General features: G+C 72.4%; 13 protein-coding genes. 5 read left to right on the top strand and 8 right to left on the bottom strand.

Annotated elements, in window-relative coordinates; all coding sequences use genetic code 11:
* Entirely contained in the window at positions 1-2817 is a 2817-nt protein-coding gene (locus BMZ82_RS01945; protein WP_093770885.1) for an NHLP bacteriocin export ABC transporter permease/ATPase subunit, read from the top strand.
* Here the strand turns inward: BMZ82_RS01945 and BMZ82_RS01940 are convergent.
* Positions 2814-3347, bottom strand: a complete 534-nt coding sequence (locus BMZ82_RS01940; protein ID WP_093770883.1) for an SRPBCC domain-containing protein — start codon at positions 3345-3347, stop codon at positions 2814-2816. The genes BMZ82_RS01945 and BMZ82_RS01940 overlap by 4 nt on opposite strands.
* Positions 3348-3410: 63 nt before the next feature.
* Positions 3411-4280 (bottom strand): alpha/beta fold hydrolase, encoded by an 870-nt coding sequence (locus BMZ82_RS01935; RefSeq protein WP_093770881.1) that lies wholly within the window; start codon positions 4278-4280, stop codon positions 3411-3413.
* 67 nt (positions 4281-4347) lie between these two features.
* Here BMZ82_RS01935 and BMZ82_RS01930 point away from each other — a divergent pair, with 67 nt between their 5' ends.
* On the top strand, positions 4348-5349 hold the full coding sequence (locus tag BMZ82_RS01930) for a Ppx/GppA family phosphatase (RefSeq protein WP_093770879.1): 1002 nt from the start codon (positions 4348-4350) through the stop codon (positions 5347-5349).
* A 174-nt stretch (positions 5350-5523) separates the two neighbouring features.
* On the opposite strand, the gene BMZ82_RS01925 is transcribed toward BMZ82_RS01930, so the two are convergent.
* On the bottom strand, positions 5524-5958 hold the full coding sequence (locus BMZ82_RS01925) for a subtilase-type protease inhibitor (protein ID WP_093770877.1): 435 nt from the start codon (positions 5956-5958) through the stop codon (positions 5524-5526).
* 388 nt (positions 5959-6346) lie between these two features.
* Between BMZ82_RS01925 and BMZ82_RS01920 the strand changes: the two genes are divergently transcribed.
* Together BMZ82_RS01920 and BMZ82_RS01915 are read left to right on the top strand one after the other, a co-directional pair.
* Positions 6347-6916, top strand: a complete 570-nt coding sequence (locus BMZ82_RS01920; protein WP_093770875.1) for a hypothetical protein — start codon at positions 6347-6349, stop codon at positions 6914-6916.
* Positions 6917-6947: 31 nt separating this feature from the next.
* Entirely contained in the window at positions 6948-8126 is a 1179-nt protein-coding gene (locus BMZ82_RS01915) for a lactate 2-monooxygenase (RefSeq protein WP_093770873.1), read from the top strand.
* Positions 8127-8698: 572 nt separating this feature from the next.
* Here the strand turns inward: BMZ82_RS01915 and BMZ82_RS01910 are convergent.
* The 4 genes from BMZ82_RS01910 to BMZ82_RS01895 all read right to left on the bottom strand — a co-directional run bounded on the left by BMZ82_RS01910 (position 8699) and on the right by BMZ82_RS01895 (position 13538).
* Complete coding sequence (locus BMZ82_RS01910) at positions 8699-10339, bottom strand: RICIN domain-containing protein (protein WP_093770871.1); 1641 nt, start codon at positions 10337-10339, stop codon at positions 8699-8701.
* Between the two features lie 241 nt (positions 10340-10580).
* Positions 10581-10958: a toxin Doc gene (locus BMZ82_RS01905; protein WP_093770869.1), complete on the bottom strand. Its 378-nt coding sequence runs from the start codon at positions 10956-10958 to the stop codon at positions 10581-10583.
* A 3-nt stretch (positions 10959-10961) separates the two neighbouring features.
* Entirely contained in the window at positions 10962-11207 is a 246-nt protein-coding gene (locus tag BMZ82_RS01900) for a hypothetical protein (protein WP_093770867.1), read from the bottom strand.
* A gap of 81 nt (positions 11208-11288) precedes the next feature.
* On the bottom strand, positions 11289-13538 hold the full coding sequence (locus tag BMZ82_RS01895) for a glycoside hydrolase family 9 protein (RefSeq protein WP_093770865.1): 2250 nt from the start codon (positions 13536-13538) through the stop codon (positions 11289-11291).
* A 211-nt stretch (positions 13539-13749) separates the two neighbouring features.
* On the opposite strand from BMZ82_RS01895, the gene BMZ82_RS01890 reads away from it, so the two are divergent.
* Positions 13750-14316, top strand: coding sequence for a cysteine hydrolase family protein (locus BMZ82_RS01890; RefSeq protein WP_093770863.1), 567 nt, complete (start codon positions 13750-13752; stop codon positions 14314-14316).
* Between the two features lie 166 nt (positions 14317-14482).
* On the opposite strand, the gene BMZ82_RS01885 is transcribed toward BMZ82_RS01890, so the two are convergent.
* Positions 14483-17587, bottom strand: a complete 3105-nt coding sequence (locus tag BMZ82_RS01885) for a glycoside hydrolase family 2 TIM barrel-domain containing protein (protein ID WP_093770861.1) — start codon at positions 17585-17587, stop codon at positions 14483-14485.
* Positions 17588-17689 lie beyond the last annotated feature (102 nt).

Here is a 17689-nt window from a genome sequence, read left to right as displayed (position 1 = left end):
ATGACGGTCGTACCCGAGGGCGACGTCGTCCTCGCCGCGCTGGGGCAGTCGGGCTCGCGGATCGACTGCGCGGGCTTCAGTCGCCTCGACCTGGAAGGGCCGCAGGTGCTGTGGCTGGTCGCGGCGGGCGCGCTCGACCTGTTCGCGGTGGACGCCGAACAGCAGGGCCACTGGCATCACTTGGGCCGCCTGGAGGCGGGCGCGCTGCTGCTCGGCCCGGTCTCCGGACCCCAACACACCTTGGTGGCCCGCCCGTTGCGCGACTGCGTGGTGCACCGCATCGGGCTGCGCGAACTGCACCAGCCCGCGAACACCCAGACCTGGTCCTACGACGAGTACGGCAACCCCCAGTATGTGCCGCCGACTTCAAGCCCCCTGGAGTACGCGCTCGCCCTCGGCGTCGGCCGCGGTCTTTCCATCCTCTTCCAGGCGCCGATGGCCACCGAGCGGGCGGCGGAGGTCACCGACGACGACGTGTTCTGGATGCAGGTGCCGCCGGGCAGTGTGCAGTACGGCTCGCTGTACGGCGCGGAGGCGGCGGCCGACCTGCTGATGGACCCGGCGGTGTGGCAGAGCATGGTCGACCAGCAGTACCGGCTGCTGACCACGCTGGACCGCTGGATCGAGCAGCTCGAAGCCACCCATGAGACGCGCACCGCCGCCGGGATCAAGGCGGGTGAGGCGGTCCGCGTCCAGGCCGACCGGACGCTGCTGGCGTCGATCGGCAAGAAGTCGGGGCAGCGCACGACGTCCGCCGACGCCGACGCCACCTTCGCCGCCTGCAAGCTGGTCGCCCAGGCCGCCGGGATCACCCTCGCCGAGCCCGCGCAGATGGGCGCCGACAGCGAGCGGCTGGACCCGCTCGAGCGGGTCGCCCTCGCCTCCCGGGTGCGCGCCCGGGCCGTCCGCCTGGACGGCCGCTGGTGGCGGGACGACGTGGGCCCGCTGGTCGGCCACCGGGCGCTGTCCGGGGCGCCGGTCGCGCTGCTGTGGCGGCGCGGCGGTTACGTCTGCGTCCATCCCGGGACCGGGCGGGAGACGCCGGTCGAGAAGGCCAACGCGGAGGAGTTCGAACCGCGGGCCGTGATGTTCTACCGCCCGCTGCCGGAACGGAAGTTGAGCCCGCTCGGCCTGCTGCGGTTCAGTATGCGCGGCACCGGCGGCGACCTGTCGAACCTGTTGCTCAGCGGGCTGGTGACGGTGGCGATCGGGGCGTTGGTGCCGATCGCGACCGGCAAGGTGCTCGGCGAGTTCGTGCCGAAGGCGCAGCAGGGGCTGATCACGCAGATGTGTCTGGCCGTGATGGTGGCCGGCGTGGTCGCGGCGGCGTTCATGCTGCTGCAGAACATGACCATCCTGCGGCTGGAGGGCCGGATCGAGGCGACGCTCCAACCGGCCGTCTGGGACCGGCTTTTGCGTCTGCCGACGAAGTTCTTCGCGGAGCGTTCCACGGGCGAGCTGGCGAGTGCCGCGATGGGCATCAGCGCGATCCGCCGGCTGCTGGCGGGGCTCGGCCCGTCGGTCGTGCAGTCCGTCACCGTCGGCGCGATGAATCTGGGACTGCTGCTCTGGTACAGCGTGCCGATGGCGCTGGCGGCGATCGGCATGCTGGTCGTCATCGCGTCGGTGTTCCTGGCGCTCGGACTGTGGCAGGTGCGCTGGCAGCGGCGGCTGATCGTGCTCTCCAACAAGCTCAACAACCAGGCGTTCCAAACGCTGCGCGGGCTGCCGAAGCTGCGGGTGGCGGCGGCCGAGAACTACGCGTACGCGGCCTGGGCGGCGCAGTTCGCGCGCAGCCGGGAGCTTCAGCAGCGCCTGGGCCGGATCAAGAACCTCAGCACGGTGCTGGGCTCGGTGTACCTGCCGCTGTGCTCGCTGCTGATGTTCATGCTGCTGGCCGGTCCGGCCCGGGGCGCGCTGTCGGCGGCGGACTTCCTCACCTTCAACACGTCGGTGACGATGCTGCTCACCGCCGTCACCTCGCTGACCGGGGCGTTCGTGTCGGCGGTGGCCGCGCTGCCGCTGTTCGAGGAGATCCGGCCGGTGCTGGAGACGATGCCCGAGGTCCGTACGGCGAACACCCGGCCGGGCCCGCTGACCGGCGCGCTCGAGGCCCGCCGGCTCTCCTTCCGCTACTCCGACGACGGCCCCCTCGTCCTCGACGACGTCTCCTTCGAGGTGCGGCCGGGCGAGTTCGTGGCGATCGTCGGCCCGAGCGGCTGCGGCAAGTCGACGCTCCTGAGGCTCCTGATCGGCTTCGACAAACCGGTCTCGGGCAGTGTGCTGTACGACGGCCAGGACCTCGCGGCTCTCGACCAGTCGGCGGTGCGCCGGCAGTGCGGGGTGGTGCTCCAGCACGCCCAGCCGTTCACCGGGTCCCTCCTCGACGTCATCTGCGGCACCGGCGCCTACACGCCCGAGGAGGCGATGGCCGCCGCCGAGCTTGCGGGGCTCGCGGAGGACATCAAGCGCATGCCGATGGGGCTGCACACGATCGTGTCGGGCAGCGGGTCGGTGTCGGGCGGCCAGCGCCAGCGGCTGATGATCGCCCAGGCGCTGATCCGCAGGCCGCGCATCCTGTTCTTCGACGAGGCGACCAGCGCCCTCGACAACGAGACGCAGCGCACGGTCATCGAGAGCACCCGCAAGCTCAACGCCACCCGGGTCGTCATCGCGCACCGCCTGTCGACGGTGATGGACGCGGACCGGGTCGTCGTGATGGAGAACGGCAAGGTCGCCCAGCAGGGACCGCCCGCCCAGCTCCTCGCGGACACGGGCGGCCGGCTCCACGAGCTGGTGCGGCGGCAGTTGGCCTAGGCCTGGTCGGTCGTCGTGCCGGGGACGGGTGCGCCGGAGGGGAAACCGGCCTCGACGTAGGCGCGGTAGTACGTCTCCCAGTGGACGGGGTCCCCCGGCCCCGCGCCGTCGTGTTCCCCGGCCCTGGTGTCGAGGGCGGCGAGGCACACCTCCCAGCCTGCGGCGTTGCGGGCGGCCGTGTCGGTGGCCTCCAGGACGTCGGTCAGGGTGAAGCGGGTGTGGTCGTCGTCGACCGCTTCCAGATCGAAGCGGAGTTCGTCGCCGCCCCACGCGAAGGACAGATGACGGGGCGCGGTCACGGCGAGCACCCGGCCGGTCGACTCCGGCATGTTCGGGTCACCGCTGAACCGGATCGTGCCGCCGGGACGCAGCTCGATCTCCAGGCGGGACGGGAACCAGTGGACCAGTTCCGCGGGGTCGGTGACGAGTTGCCAGACCCGGTCGGCCGGTCGGCCGTAGCCACGGGTGAAGCGGACGGCGGGACGGCCGTCGTCCAGGGCGAGATACGTACCGGTCGGGTCGGTCGACATGGCGGATCGGTCCTTTCACGTACGGGTCGGTGAGGTAGGGGTCGGTGATGTGGGGGCCACGGCTCACGGCCGCTCGGGGGCGCCCTCCCACCGGCCCGGGACCGGAGCGGTGTGGATCTGGGTGTGCGTCTGGGTGTGCATCTGGGTGGCCGCGACCCGCAGGGCCGCCGCGAAGCGGGCCGGGGCGCGCAGGAACTCCATGTGGATGCCGGGGAACTCCGCCCACGGCACGCCGATCCGGCGGGCGATCTCGATCGAGGGGCGGGCGTAGTACGTGCCGCGGTCCTCGGCGCCGGCCGCGAGCAGGATGGGGAACGGGGCCGCCCGCAGCGCCTCCTCGTCGGGGCGGAAGGCGGCGAAGGCGGCCCACTCGGCGCCGAACAGGTGGTCCTGGTTGGCCAGGAACCGCTGCCAGAGGTCGGCGGGCCAGCGGTAGGTGCCCTCGCCGCGGGTCGTCGCGGCGAACCGGCGCCCGGCCGCGGGAGCGCCGCCGCTCGCGTACAGCGCGGCCAGCTCGGGGAAGAAACCGCGCGCCGGGTCGTCGTCCGGCAGGACGTTCACGGCGGGCGGTTCATGGGCGATCAGCCCCGCCACCACCTCCGGGTGCCGGGCGGCGAGCGTGAGGCCGATGATCGCGCCCCCGCTGTTGCCGAACACCAGCGCCCGGCCGCCGGCCAGGCCGTCGATCAGGGCGCGGGCGTCGGACGCCTGGTCGGCGAGCCGTATCGGCGGCCCGCCGTCGCGGCCTTCGCTGCGGGAGTTGCCGCGCCGGTCGTAGGTGATCACCGTGAAGGCGTCGGCGAGTTCCTCGGCCACGGCCGTGTAGTAGCCGGCGTCTCCCCCGGCCCCGCTGATCATCAGCAGCGCCGGACCGCTCCCGCCCACCTCGTGGTACAGCCCCGTGCCGGCCACGTCGAACATTCCCCTGCGCATGCCTGACCTCCCTGCCTTGCCACCGCATGTGACGTACCCCATGTTTACGGCTGGGTACCCGCGGTCCATGAGAATCAGCGTGCTGGACGTGGGTTCGAACACGGTGCGGCTGGTGGTCGCGGACGCGGCGGGCGGCGTCCCCTTACCTGTGCATACGGCGAAGTGGCGGCTGCGGCTGTCCGAGCAGGTCAGGCCGGGTGACCCGGTCCCGGACGAGGCCCTGGAACGGCTCGTGCGCGCGGTCGCCGCGGCGTCCGGGACCGCGGACCGGTGGGGTGCGCCGGGCCCGCCGGCGTTCGCGACCGCCGTGGTGCGCGCCGCCCCCAACCGCAGCGAGGTGCTGCATGCGGTCCGGGCGCGGACGGGCGTCGCGCTGTGCACCCTGCCGGGCGAGGTGGAGGCCGAGCTGACGTTCCTCGGGGCCCGCCGCTGGATGGGCTGGCGGTCGGGCCCGCTCGCCCTGCTGGACATCGGGGGCGGTTCCTTCGAAGTGGCCTTCGGCCGGGGCCGGTTGCCGGACTTCGTGGCCTCGCTGCCCCTCGGCGCGGGCCGCCTCACCCACGACTTCTTCGCGGACCACGACCCGCCGCCCCCGGAGCTGGTCCGCGCGGCGCGGCGCAGGATCCGCCATCAGCTCAGGGACGTGGCCGCCCGGATCCGCTGGGAGGGCCCGCGTACGGCGGTGGCCACCTCCCGCACCTTCCAGCAGCTCGGCCGGCTGTGCGGGGCGCCGCCCGGCCGGCACGGCCCCTTCATGGACCGCACCCTGCGCCGCCGCGACCTGCGCGAGGCCGTCGACACGCTGGCCGCGCTGCCCGCCGCCGAACGCGCCCGGCTGCCCGGCATCTCCGCGCCGCGCGCCGGGCAGAGCCTGGCCGGTGCGGTGATCGGGCACACGGCGATGAAGCTGACCGGACTGGACACGGTCACCCTCTGCCCGTGGGCGATCCGCGAGGGCATCATGCTGCGGCACCTGGAGGACGGCCCGTCCTGGTGGGCGCAGGTCGCCCGGCGCGCCGACGAGGACACGCCCCCGGAGCCGCTCCCCCACCACCTCGCGGAACACTGACCGGCCCGCGACGCCGATCTCAAGACGAACACGGTGTGCCCGGAGGCCGGCCGGGGGCCCCACTCCGCCCGTCCGGCCTCCGGGTGCGGGATCGCGCCGGTCCCGTGCCAGAGGCTCGCTCTCCCCACGTCACGAGCCTCTGTCGGTGTCCACGGGGGCCACGCGATCCCGGTCTCAGAACGCGAAGAGGCTGCTCGCGGCAGCGCTCCTCACGCACTCGTTGGCGAAGGCGCGCTCGAAGGAGACGCGCTTGCCCCGCCATACACCGTCGACGGTGACGACCACCGGGTCGTACTGCTTGGTGCACGTGGCGCCGCTCGGGCCCGCCAGGACGTCGAAGTCGCCGTCGGCGGCGCGCAGTTCGGCGCAGGCGAGGGCGGCGGCGGGGTGGGTGCCTGAGGGGGTCGGCGCGCAGTTCAGGGTGACGGCCCTGGCCACGTCACCGGCGGCGGCGCTGTCTCCGTGGCCCACCGTCAGCACGAATGCCGACGGGGCGTAGAGGGAGGTGGGCGCTGCGGTCGGGGCGGCGTGCGCGGACCCGGTGAGGGTTCCGCAGACGGTGGCGGCCGTGAGGCCGAGGGTCGCTGCCCAGCGCGCGGTGTTCCGCATTGTGTGCATCCTTCCGCTCGATAAGGGGGTGCCGGTCCGACTCGGTCGGTGCCGAACACGGCGAGCGTGAGTCTGCCGAGTCCGCCGCCGGATTTCACATCGACCCCACAGGTTTCGGTAACCTTTCGTATTCAAGCAGTGGCGTGAAGTCACGGAATTCGAACGTTCCAACGCCGAATACAGGCGCTTCTTGATCCCTTCGACCCGTTCGATGACCGGTTTCCATAGCTCCCTTAATAGGCCTGAAACATTCCGCTCCCACCCCCACCCGACTTTCACCTCACCCCCACCAGGCCCCCACCCCGCCTTCACCCGTTCACCGTTCCGCTCTCGGCGGACTCCTCCGCGACCCCTTGTGTTCATGTACCAGCGGAGTAATGGTGATTACATGATTACGACGGAGCAGAGAGAGAAGCTGAGGGGCTGGTTCGCGGGCCGACTGCCCGACGACCTCTTCGAGGAGCTGACCGAGGTGACCCTCGACCGCGAGGAGATCACCGTGATCGGCCGCATCCCCGCGCCCCGGCTGACCGAGGACGCCCCGGCCGCCGAGCGGGAGGCGGCGGTCACCGCCCGGATCCAGGAGTTCCGGGAGCGCACCCGTGAGACCCGGATGGCCGTGGCGCGCGACGCCGAGCACCGCTTCCGGCGGAAGGTGTCGTGGGGTGTGGTGTGCGACGGGGAGCGCGCGCTGTTCACCCACGTGGCCGCGCCGGTCATGACCCGGCTGCGGCAGCCCGAGCGCGAGGTCCTCGACACGCTGATCGCCTCGGGCGTGGCCCGCAGCCGCAGCGACGCGCTCGCCTGGTGCGTCCGCCTGGTCCAGCGCCACACCGACGACTGGCTCACCGAACTGCGGGACTCCCTGGAGCACGTACAGCGGGTGCGGGCCCAGGGCCCGGACACGGACCCCGACGCGGACCCCGACTCGGACGCGGAGGAGACGGAGGAAGGATGATCAGCCGGACGACGAGAGGCGGCACCGGCTGATGGCCAAGCACTGGGCGGACTTCCAGTACGAGATCTACCTCAACGGGATGACGGGCGCGGTCCCCCGGCTACCCACCGACCTGACCCGGCTGGAGGAGCTCACCGAGCAGCGGCTCGGGCCGGGTCCGGTCGGTTATGTGGCGGGCAGCGCGGGCAACGGCAGTACGGCGCGGGCGAACCGTGCGGCCCTGGAGCGCCGCCGGATCGTGCCGCGCATGCTGCGGGACGTGCACGAACGGGATCTGTCCGTCGAGGTGCTGGGCCGCTCGCTGCCCGCGCCGCTGGCCCTGGCGCCGGTCGGCGTGCTGTCGATCATGCACCCGGAGGCGGAGTCCGCGGCGGCCCGGGGCGCGGCCGCGCAAGGGGTGCCGTTCATCCTGTCGTCGGCGTCCAGCACGCCGATCGAGCAGGTGGCCGAGGCGATGGGCGACGCCGAGCGCTGGTTCCAGTTGTACTGGTCCAAGGACCGTGAGGTGACCCGGAGTCTCCTGGGCCGGGCGCGGGCGAGCGGGTACTCCGTGCTCGTCGTCACCCTGGACACCCCGCTGCTGGCCTGGCGGCCCCGCGATCTCGACCAGGCCTATCTGCCGTTCCTGCACGGCGTCGGCACCGCCAACTACTTCACCGACCCGGCCTTCCTGGCGGGCCTGGCCAAGCCGGTGCACGAGGACCCGAACGCGGCCGTCATGCACTTCGTCAGCCTGTTCGCGGACCCCGGCAAGACCTGGCCGGACCTGGCGTTCCTGCGGGAGCAGTGGGCCGGGCCCATCGTCCTCAAGGGCGTCCTGCACCCCGACGACGCCCGGCTCGCCGCCGACGCCGGGATGGACGGGGTGGTGGTCTCCAACCACGGGGGCCGGCAGGTGGCCGGTTCGGTCGCCGCCGCCGACGCGCTGCCCCGGGTGGCGCGGGCCGTCGGCGACCGGCTGACCGTGCTCTTCGACAGCGGGGTGCGCACCGGCGACGACGTCTTCAAGGCGCTCGCCCTCGGCGCCCGCGCGGTCCTGCTGGGCCGGCCCTACGTCTACGGACTCGGCCTGGACGGGCAACCCGGCGTCGAACACGTCATCCGCTGCCTCCTGGCCGAGTTCGACCTCACCCTGGCCCTCTCCGGCCACACCGCCCCGACCACGATCGCCCCGACAGACCTCGCCGAGGACAACACCGACCAACCCTGACGGACCCTACCGACGAGCACCACGCAGACGGCCCCGGCCAATACCCCACACCCGACGACATTCACCCGCCAACCGCCGCTCTCCACCTCACCCGCCGCCCCAACCGGGCCAACCGGCCTGGGGCCCCAGCAACTTGGCGGCCGATGCCGCACCCAGTCACACCCCGACAACGACCGGCGTCCCGCACCCCGCATCCCGCGTCCGCCCCTCAGGCCGTCCCGCCGGGCATGCCGATCGACCCGGCCGCGACCGCCGCTCTCCGCCTCGCCCGCTGCCCCGACCGGGCCAACCGGCAAGGGCCCCGAGCGACTTGGCGGCCGGTACGGTGCCCGGTCACTCACCGACAGCGACCGGCGTCCCGCATCCGGCATCTGGCGTCCGCCCGAGCGCCCGCCCGTCAGGCCGTCCCGTCCGGCAGGCCGATCGACCCGGCCACCGCCCGCCGCTCTCCGCCTCACCCGTCACCCCGACCGGGCCAACCGACAAGGTCCCCCAGCGACTTGGCGGCCGATGCGGCACCCCGCACCCCGCATCGGCATCCGGCATCCGGCATCCGCCCGAGCGTCCGTCCCTCAGGCCGTTCCGCCCGGGAGGCCGATCGGGCGGGCCGATGGGGGTGCGTCTGTGCCGGTGATGGAGAGGGAGCCGGGGGTGGCGTCGGTGGCGTCGGTCAGCCAGCGTTGGGTCGGGGTGTGGTCGCGGACCTTGACGACGACGTCGTCGCCCGGCTGGTCGCCGGCCGGTGCGAGGGCGAGTGTGTCGTCCCAGCGGGGCAGCAACTCGCCCTGGGCGGTGAGGTCGTAGCGGACGTCGTCGCCGCGGGCGTCGTCGGCGTCCACGCATGTGCCGAGGATGACGACGCCGGCGTCCGCGTGGGAGTCCACGCACAGACCGGGCTGGGCCGCGCTGCGCACCTCCCCGTCGTTGCCGTACGACCACTGCTGGGTGTTCTCGGCGGAGCAGTCCGCGAGTTCGACGGAGGCGCCCGCCCTGACCTCGCCGCGGATGTCCAGGCACAGGTCGGCGGCGGCGTTGCGCAGTCTGGTCTGCTGGGGCGTGCTGGGCAGTCGGGCGGTGCCCGGGGCCGTGGGCGAGGCGGTGACCGCCTGTGAGTCGGTGCTGCCGGGGACGCTGCCGCTGGTGGCGGCGGCCGGGTCGGTGCCGCCGCCGTCGTCGGACCACATGCCGGCCGCGAGCAGGGTGGTCAGCAGGCTGGCGGAGGCCAGGCCGACGCCCGCGAACAGCGCGCGCGGCGACCGCGGCGACCCGGAGTCACGACGCCGGGGCGAGGGGATGCGCGAGAGCAGGTTGCCGCGCCTGCCGCGCGTGCCGCGACCGCCGTGCCGGGACGAGCCCTTGAGCCGTACGGTCTGCTGACCGGCGCGGCCGGGGCGGGTGTCGTGGTAGCGGCGGGCGCCCCAGCCGAGCACCGCCTCGGCGAGGAGCAGGCCGAGGCCGCTCTCGAAGTGGCCGAGCTGTTCGGCGGCGGAGCGGCAGTAGCGGCAGGCGTCCAGGTGCTGGCGCACGTCCGGCAGCAGCTCGCCGCCGCGGCGGATCGGGCCGTCGAGGAGCCGGTTGTAGAAACCGCAGTCCTTGTTCGGCGCGAGGTCCCGGTGGGCGCGGACGACGCCCTCGCGGAGCTTGTCCCGGGACTGTTCGAGGGCGGCGGACACGTCGTCGGGGTGCATGCCGAGCAGCCCGGCGACGAGGTCGATCGGCTCGGCCTCCACCTCCACGTGCCACAGGACGCAGTGGGCGACGGGAGGCAGGCCCTGGAAGGAGCGTTCCGCCAGCACCCGGTTCTCCGGCGTCAGGGACTTCGCGGACCGCATCCCCCGCGCCCCGGCCGGCTTGCGCAGCACCGGCAGGACGCCGGACAACTCCTCGTCGGAGGACCAGAGGTGGGCCATGTCCCGCACGGTCACCAGCAGCCGGGGCCGCAGCGCGGTGCCCGGCTCGCCCAGCTTGAGCCGGTCGAGAACCTGGTGGAAGGCGGCCGCGGTGAGCATGGACGCGACGCTTCCGGAGGAGGCGAGGCAGATGACCGCGTACTCGTGCACCGGCCGCCAGTGCCGGGCGATCAGCAGCGTGGTGGACTGGGCGACCTCGCTGTCCGCGCCGCCGCGTATCCCGGCGGCGAGGGACTCGTCGGATTCTCGGGGGCCCCATCCCGGCGGAGGGTAGGACGGGAGAGGAGGCTGAGCGCTGGGCACTGGGCGAGTTCCTTTGGTACGTACCTGTCCGGTGCGGCTGGGAGCGCGAAGTCGCCTCCGCCGACGAAACGCGGGGGACTCGGCCATGACCCCCACACAAGTAGTTCACCATTGCACAACTTAGTCGTGCGCAACAAGGCGGTGGCCGAAGCGGCCCCCTGGCGAAAGAAAGTCGAAATACACCCTTGCGCCACGCAAGGAACACGCGCACACGGCAGGGTGCCGCCACGGCCGTATACGGCTATATCTGCCAGGACCGCAGCCGGTCCGCCGCGCCGTAGACGTCGGTCTTGCCGTCGATCAGGTCCCGGGCGAGGTCGACGAGCGCGCCGTACGGCGGGTCGATGCCGACCCCGCTGGTGTACATGTACGACACCGCCGTCGCGCAGGCGAAGCGGGCGTTGGCCGACGGCAGGGGCTTGAGCAGGGTGAGCGTGTGCAGCAGCGCGGCGGCCCGCCAGGCGGGGTCGGAGTCGACGCCGAGCTTGGGCGGGTCGACCCGGTGCCGGGCGACGGCGGCGACCAGCGCCGAGAAGTCGTTGATGGTGGGCTGCTCGGGCAGCACCTCTTCATGGCGCTGAAGCAGCCAGGGCACGTCGATGTGGATGACGACGGTCATCGGTCAGGCGACCCGCCCCTCGCCCTGGACGGAGCGTTCGTCGTCGGGGAAGGCCGCCGCGAACTCGTCGGCGTGGGACGCGAAGAACCTGCGGAAGGCCTCCGCGCCCTCCTGGAGCGCCCGGTGCCGCGCGATGTCGGCGGCGGCCGCCTCCCGCACGAGTGCCTTCATCGACGTACCGCGTTCCTTGGCGATCTGCCGCAGGTCCTCCAGCTCGCGATCGCTGAATTCCACATTGAGGGCTGGCATGCCCTTCACGGTACCGCGCGGGTACTTACCCGTAAATATCCCCTGGTCACACTGATGACCGCGCGGTACCGGAGGCGGGTGCTACCCCTGGTCCGCCACGAAGGACGCCAGCCGGGCCAGGGCCGCGTTCCAGTTGATCGCGGTCTCGTTCGTCGACCAGGACTGGATGTCGTCGATGTAGCAGAACTGCCCCACGCAGCCCTGGAGTTTGCCCTGCGCGTAGGGGTCCTGGATGCTCGAGTTCGGGCCGCCCGCGAGGGTCCCGGCGGGCGGGCCCGGGAGGCTCGGGTCGAGCTCGTGCGCGTACCAACGGCTGTGCTGGTTGTGGGAGTCGACCTCGCCGTAGCCGGTGACGTACGAGATGTTGAGCGCGTTGCGGCCGAGGACGTAGTCCATGCTCTGGACGGCCGCGTCACGGTACTTCGAGGCCCCGGTGAGGTCGTAGGCGGTGGCGATGACCACGGCGTTGTTGAGGACCTGGTGGCTGGAGCCCCAGTCGTAGCGGTTGCCGTCGGGGGCGTAGGGCATGCCGTACGGCTGGCTCGCCAGCGTGGCGAGGTACGTGTCGGCGCCCCGCACCACCGACGCGCGCACCTTGTCGCGGCCGGGCAGCCTGTTCGGGACGGTCGCGAGATCGAGGCGGCCCGCGGCGGCCGTACGGGACCAGTCGAAGCCGTTGGGCACGAAGAGGTCGGCCGTGTGCACCGGGGAGTTCAGGACGTGGTCGGCGAACTGCTTCTCCCCCGTGCTGAGATACAGCTCGGCGGCCGCCCAGTAGAACTCGTCGGTCGCGTCGTCGTCGTTGTACGCGCCGCCGCCGGTGCCGTCGTTCGGGTCGGCGTACACGGCCGGATGCGCGAGGGCCGCCGCCCAGGCCTTGCGCGCGGCCGTCAGCGCCCGCGCCGCGAACGCCGGGTCGTAGGGGCGGTACAGACGGGCGGCCTGGGCGGCGGTCGCGGCCAGGTTGAGGGTCGCGGTGGTGGTCGGCGGGTGCAGTTCGCGCTGCTGCGGGTCGTCGGCCGGCAGCAGCGGCAGGCCCGTCCACTGCGCGTCGTGGATCTTGTGGTGAGCCATGCCGGCGAGCGGCTGCCCGTCCGGCACCTGCATCTTCAGCAGGAAGTCCAGCTCCCAGCGCGCCTCGTCGAGGACGTCCGGCACGAGGTTGCCGCTCTCCGGGAGGGCAAGCGTGCCGTCGCCGAGAGCGGCCGGGTCGCCGGTGCGGGCGTGCAGGGAGCGCTCGTAGGTGCTCAGCAGCTCCCAGGTGGCGATGCCGCCGTTGACGACGTACTTGCCGTGGTCGCCGGCGTCGTACCATCCGCCGGTGACGTCGAGGCTGTAGTCGCACACCCCGGGCCGGCAGGGCACGGCGGAGTCGCCCCGGTTGGGGGCCACGCCGACATGGCCGGCCGCCCTGCCGTAGCCGGGGCGCAGGTCGTCGCGGATCGCGATGCCGCTGCGCTGCGTGTAGTAGTACTTCACCGCGTCCAGGCGCAGCCGGTCGTAGGCGGCGGCGCCGATGTCGAAGGGGCGGCTGGTCTCGCCGTCGGCGACCAGCGTGAAGCCGGTGCCGCGCTTGCGATACGCGCCGAAGTCGATGGAGTGGACGCGCTGCCCGGAGGAGACGTCGAGGCCGCGCGGCACGCTCCAGCCGTGCGCGACCGTCGCCCCGGTGCTGTTCTTCAACTGCCAGGGCAGCTTGGCGGTGGCGTCGGTGACCAGCGTGGCGTTCTTCGGCCCGGCGGGCAGATAGGCGACCTGGTTGACGCGCACCCGCGGCCCGGTGTCCGGCTCGTACACCTCCGGCGGCACCCCGCCCAGCAGCGACACGTCGTCCAGACAGAACCGCCAGGGCTCGGCGCTCCCGCCGACCTGGAAGGCGACCTGCCCCGCAGTGCTGTCGACCGGCGAGGTGAACGTGTAGGAGTACGACCCCCCGGCCTCACCCGACTCGCCCAGCACCGGGCTCGCCTCGTACCAGGTGTCGTAAGGAGCCGCCCCGAGGCCGACGATCGCCCGCACCACATGCCCCTGAGGCACTCCGGAAGCCTTGAAGGAGAACCGGTACGACGAGCCCTTCACCAGGGTGATCGCGTTCTGGCCGAGGGCGGAGTCCCAGCGGTCGACGGTGCCGCCCGGCACGTCCGCGCACAGTCGGCCGTCGGTGAGGCCGGCGGTGACGTTGCTGGTCCACCAGGGGTCGGCGGTCGTGTCGAAGCCGCCGTTCCTGACCTGCTCGGCCTCGTCGGCGCCGGCCTGCTGCACGGGCAACGCGGTGAGCGCCGCGCCCAGCATGGCCGCGAGGGTCAGTAAGGCGGTTCTGCGTCGTTTCACGTCCAGGCTCCTCGGGGAGGTGCGGGACGCTTCCCACGAGGTACGTGTGGGAGCGCTCCCAGGGAGGGGTCGCAGGACATGCTTGTTGGAGTCATGACACCCCGTCAACGGTACGGACGAGATGCGGTCGAGTTGCGGGGGAGATGACCTCGGGGCCGTTGTCAGTGGTGGGTTCTAGTGTGGTTGGTCCGTGGACTCACAGGAGGCATGCATGACGACCCTGCCCGACCGGCCCCGCACCGCCCTGCTCGTCATCGACGTCCAGAAGGGCGTGGTGGCGGGCGCGCCCCGGCGCGACGAGGTGATCGCGAACATCGACACCCTGATCGAGTCGGCCCGCGCGCAGGAGGTGCCGGTGATCTGGGTGCAGCACTCGGACGACGACCTGGAAAGCGGCAGCGAGGACTGGCAGTACGTCGACGAGCTGGTCCGCCTCGACTCCGAGCCCCTCGTCCACAAGACCTACCGGGACTCCTTCGAGGACACCGAGCTGGAGGCGGTGCTCGCCGAGCGCGGGGTGGGCCGGCTCGTGGTCACGGGGGCGCAGACCGACGCGTGCGTCCGCTCGACGCTGCACGGCGCTCTGGTGCGGGGGTACGACGTGACGCTGGTCGCCGACGCCCACACCACGGAGGACCTCACCGCGTACGGCGCTCCCGCTCCGGAGCAGGTGATAGCCCACACCAACCTGTACTGGTCGGGGCAGCGCGCGCCCGGCCGCAGCGCGGGCACGGTGGACACGGCGAAGGTGACGTTCGAGGCGGCGGACGCGGGCTGAGGCACGGCGGGGAGGGGCAGGCACGGCGGGGAGGAGGCAGGAACTGCCGGGAGTCGGTGCGCACGGGCGGGGCGGTGCCCAGGCCGGTAGGTCCCGGCCCGAGCACCACACCATCCACACCATCCACACCATCCACAACCGGTGAACTGGTCAGCCGATCAGACGGTCATGACTCCAACCTGGTGATGCGGAGCGCCCCTTGGGTCGTGCCGGGTGCGCCGCTGGTCAGTTTCAGGCGGAGCCGGGAGCCGCGTACCGGGTCGAAGGTGAGGGCCGTCGGCGTGTCCGAGGCGGTGGCCCAGGCGACGGCCGTCCCGGTGACCGGCACGTACCGTTCGCCGTCCCAGACCTCGGCCTCGACGGACGCGGGCAGGCTGTGCGTGGCGTCGACCGTGAAGGACACCTCCGCGCGGTCGAAGTCCCGGGTGCGCCCGTAATCCACCGACACCCAGTCCGCCGGCCGGGCCACGCCGAAGGCGGGCAGCAGGGCGGTGGCCGCCTTGGCGAAGGCGTTGGACCAGCCGGTGGCCGGGTCGCCGTCCAGCAGGGCGGCGGGCAGGGTGTCCGGGCGGCCGGAGTAACTGGCGTCCGCGTACGGGTAGTTCACGGGCGCCGGGGCCTCGGGGGCGAACGCGGCGGCCGGGGTGGTCGCCGCCGAGCGGGCGGGCGTGGTGCGCACGGTCACCGTGCCCGTGCGCAGACCGTCCACCCGCGCGGTCACCTTCAGGGCGCCCGCCTCGGTGCCGGACCGCACGATGGCGAGGGCCTTGCCGTGGAAGGCGGTGCGCGTACTGGCCTGGTAGCGCTCGGCGCTCTCCTCGCGCCCGTTGTCGAGGCCGGCGAGGGAGCCGCCGGTCACCTCGAAGGAGATGAGGTGCTCGGCGTCGGGCACCACGGTGCCGTGCGCGTCGACCACGTCGGCGGTGACGAAGACCAGTGAACGCCCGTCCGCCGCGAGGGACTTACGGTCCGCGGTGAGGCGTACGGCGTGCGCGGCGCCGGCCGTGCGCAGGACGTCGGTGGCGACCGTCCGGCCGCCCCGCCGGGCCACCGCCTTCAACTCGCCGGGGGCGTACGGCACGTGCCACGTCAGATGCAGTTTGCCCGCGCTGCCGCCCGGGCTGGTGTAACTGCCGGGGTAGGGGCCGGTGGTGAAGGTCTTGTCGTCGCCGGTGGCCTCGGTGGTCTCCAGGTAGACGCGGCCGTCGACGGTCTTCTTCGTGTCGAACGTCCGGACGCCCAGGGACTTTCCGTTGAGGTACAACTCCACGGTGTCGACGTTGGCGTACGCCCACACCTCGACCGTGTCGCCCGGCTGGTGGTTCCAGGTCGTCGGCAGCAGATGGACCATCGGCTCGTCGACCCACTGGCTGCGGAAGAGGTGGTACATGTCCTTCGGGAAACCGGCCGTGTCGACCGCGCCGAAGAAGGACGCCTTCACCGGGAAGACGTTGTACGGGGTGGGCTCGCCGAGGTAGTCGATGCCGGACCACAGGAACTGCCCGGCGAACCACTTCCGGTCGCGGTCCTTCTTGTGGCCGTACTCGCCGCTCATCGTCCAGGAGGCGAGGTTGTTGTCGTAGGACGAGGTGGCCCGCCTGCCCGGCGTGTGGTTCTCGCCGGTGTTGAGGTGCTCGGGCTCCTGGTAGGTGCCGCGGGTCGAGGTCTCCGACGACGACTCGGACTCGAAAAGGAACAGGTGCGGGTAGGTCGCGTGCAGGACGTCCACCGACGTGGCGGTGTTGTAGTTCAGGCCGAGGCCGTCCAGCTTGGCGAGCATCAGGTCGGCGGCGGAGCCCTTGGCGGGCGGCGTGCGGTACTTGTCCGAGCCGATGATGAGCGGCCGGGTGTCGTCCGCCGCCCGGATCGCGGCGATGATGCGGTCCGCCATGGCGAGGCCGGCGGTGGCGGTGGAGTCGGTGATCTCGTTGCCGATGGACCACAGCAGGACGGCGGGCGAGTTGCGGGCCGCGAGCACCATCTCGGTGGCGTCGCGTTCGCACCACTCGTCGAAAAACCGCCCGTAGTCGTACCGCGACTTGCCGGTCCTCCAGCAGTCGAAGGCCTCCACCAGCATCACGATGCCCAGTTCCTCGCAGACCCCGATCATCTCCGGGGACGGCGGGTTGTGGGAGGTGCGGAAGGCGTTGACGCCCATCGACTTCATGGTCGTCATCTGTCGGCGGATCGCGTCGACGCTGACCGCCGCGCCGAGGGCGCCCAGGTCGTGGTGGAGGTCGACGCCCTTGATCTTGGCGTGGACGCCGTTGAGGTGGAAGCCCTCGTCGGGGTCGAAGCGGAAGGTGCGGATGCCGAAGGGCGTGCGGTAGGTGTCGGTGACCCGGCCCCCGACGCGCAGTTCGGTCTCCAGGGTGTAGCGGTGCGGGGCCGTGAAGTCCCAGCGCTGCGGATCGGCCACGGTGAGTTCGTGGGTCTCGGTGGCCCGGTCGGCGACGGCGACCGTGGAGGACGTACGGGCGACCGGGCGGCCGTTCGGGGCGAGGATCCGCGAGACGACCTCGACCTCGACGCCAGCGCCCTCGTCCGCGTCCGCGCCGGACGCGTTCAGGACGGTGGTCGCGACCCGGACGACGGCCCGTTCGTCGGTGACCTCGGGCGTGGTGACGTACGTGCCCCAGCGGGCCACGTGCACCGGGTCGGTGACGACCAGGCGGGCCTCGCGGTAGATGCCGCTGCCGGAGTACCAGCGGCTGCTGGGCAGCCGGTTCTGCACCTTCACCGCGATCACGTTCTCGGTGGTCCCGTCGGTGTGCAGCAGGTCGGTGAGGTCGAAGGCGAAGCCGGTGTAGCCGTAGGGGTGGCGGCCGACCTCGGTGCCGTTGCAGTAGACGTACGAGTCCATGTAGACGCCGTCGAACTCGACCGAGATCCGCCGGCCGGTCTGCGCGGGCGGCAGGGTGAAGGCGAGGCGGTACCAGCCCAGGCCGCCGGGGAAGAAGCCGGTGCCGCTGGTCGTGCCGTGCTGGGTGGTGGGGGTCTGCTCGATGCTCCAGTCGTGCGGGACGGCGACCTCGCGCCAGGCCGAGTCGTCGTAGCCGGGGGCGGCAGCGTCCGCGTACTGCCCGGTCGGGTCGGTGATGCCGCCCGGGTTGACCAGCGCGAAGCGCCAGCCGTCGCGCAGCGCGACCGTGCGGCGGCCGGGGGCGCTCGCGGTGGCGCCGGCGGCCTGTGCGGCCGGGGTGCCGAGGAGCGCTCCGGCGGCCGGTGCGGCCGCGGAGGCGAGAAGGATCGATCTGCGAGTGACCGTCATGGTCGGCTCTCCCTCATCAGGAACCAGAAGTACTCACAACTGATCGTTAACAAACAGAATCTGACGCCGGGCCATACGTGCCCGTCAAGGGTCCGGAAGAGT

Origin of the sequence: Streptomyces sp. yr375 (assembly GCF_900110755.1) — a bacterium.
Taxonomy (GTDB): domain Bacteria; phylum Actinomycetota; class Actinomycetes; order Streptomycetales; family Streptomycetaceae; genus Streptomyces.
This window is presented reverse-complemented; position numbering and strand designations above follow the sequence as displayed.

Excerpts from the sequence above, each read along its gene's own strand:
- BMZ82_RS01940 (WP_093770883.1), bottom strand. The coding sequence starts at position 3,347 with ATGTCGACCGACCCGACCGGTACGTATCTCGCCCTGGACGACGGCCGT.
- BMZ82_RS01885 (WP_093770861.1), bottom strand. The coding sequence starts at position 17,587 with ATGACGGTCACTCGCAGATCGATCCTTCTCGCCTCCGCGGCCGCACCG.
- BMZ82_RS01935 (WP_093770881.1), bottom strand. The coding sequence starts at position 4,280 with ATGCGCAGGGGAATGTTCGACGTGGCCGGCACGGGGCTGTACCACGAG.
- BMZ82_RS01925 (WP_093770877.1), bottom strand. The coding sequence starts at position 5,958 with ATGCGGAACACCGCGCGCTGGGCAGCGACCCTCGGCCTCACGGCCGCC.
- BMZ82_RS01900 (WP_093770867.1), bottom strand. The coding sequence starts at position 11,207 with ATGCCAGCCCTCAATGTGGAATTCAGCGATCGCGAGCTGGAGGACCTG.
- BMZ82_RS01920 (WP_093770875.1), top strand. The coding sequence starts at position 6,347 with ATGATTACGACGGAGCAGAGAGAGAAGCTGAGGGGCTGGTTCGCGGGC.
- BMZ82_RS01945 (WP_093770885.1), top strand. The coding sequence starts at position 1 with ATGACGGTCGTACCCGAGGGCGACGTCGTCCTCGCCGCGCTGGGGCAG.
- BMZ82_RS01930 (WP_093770879.1), top strand. The coding sequence starts at position 4,348 with ATGAGAATCAGCGTGCTGGACGTGGGTTCGAACACGGTGCGGCTGGTG.
- BMZ82_RS01915 (WP_093770873.1), top strand. The coding sequence starts at position 6,948 with ATGGCCAAGCACTGGGCGGACTTCCAGTACGAGATCTACCTCAACGGG.
- BMZ82_RS01890 (WP_093770863.1), top strand. The coding sequence starts at position 13,750 with ATGACGACCCTGCCCGACCGGCCCCGCACCGCCCTGCTCGTCATCGAC.
- BMZ82_RS01905 (WP_093770869.1), bottom strand. The coding sequence starts at position 10,958 with ATGACCGTCGTCATCCACATCGACGTGCCCTGGCTGCTTCAGCGCCAT.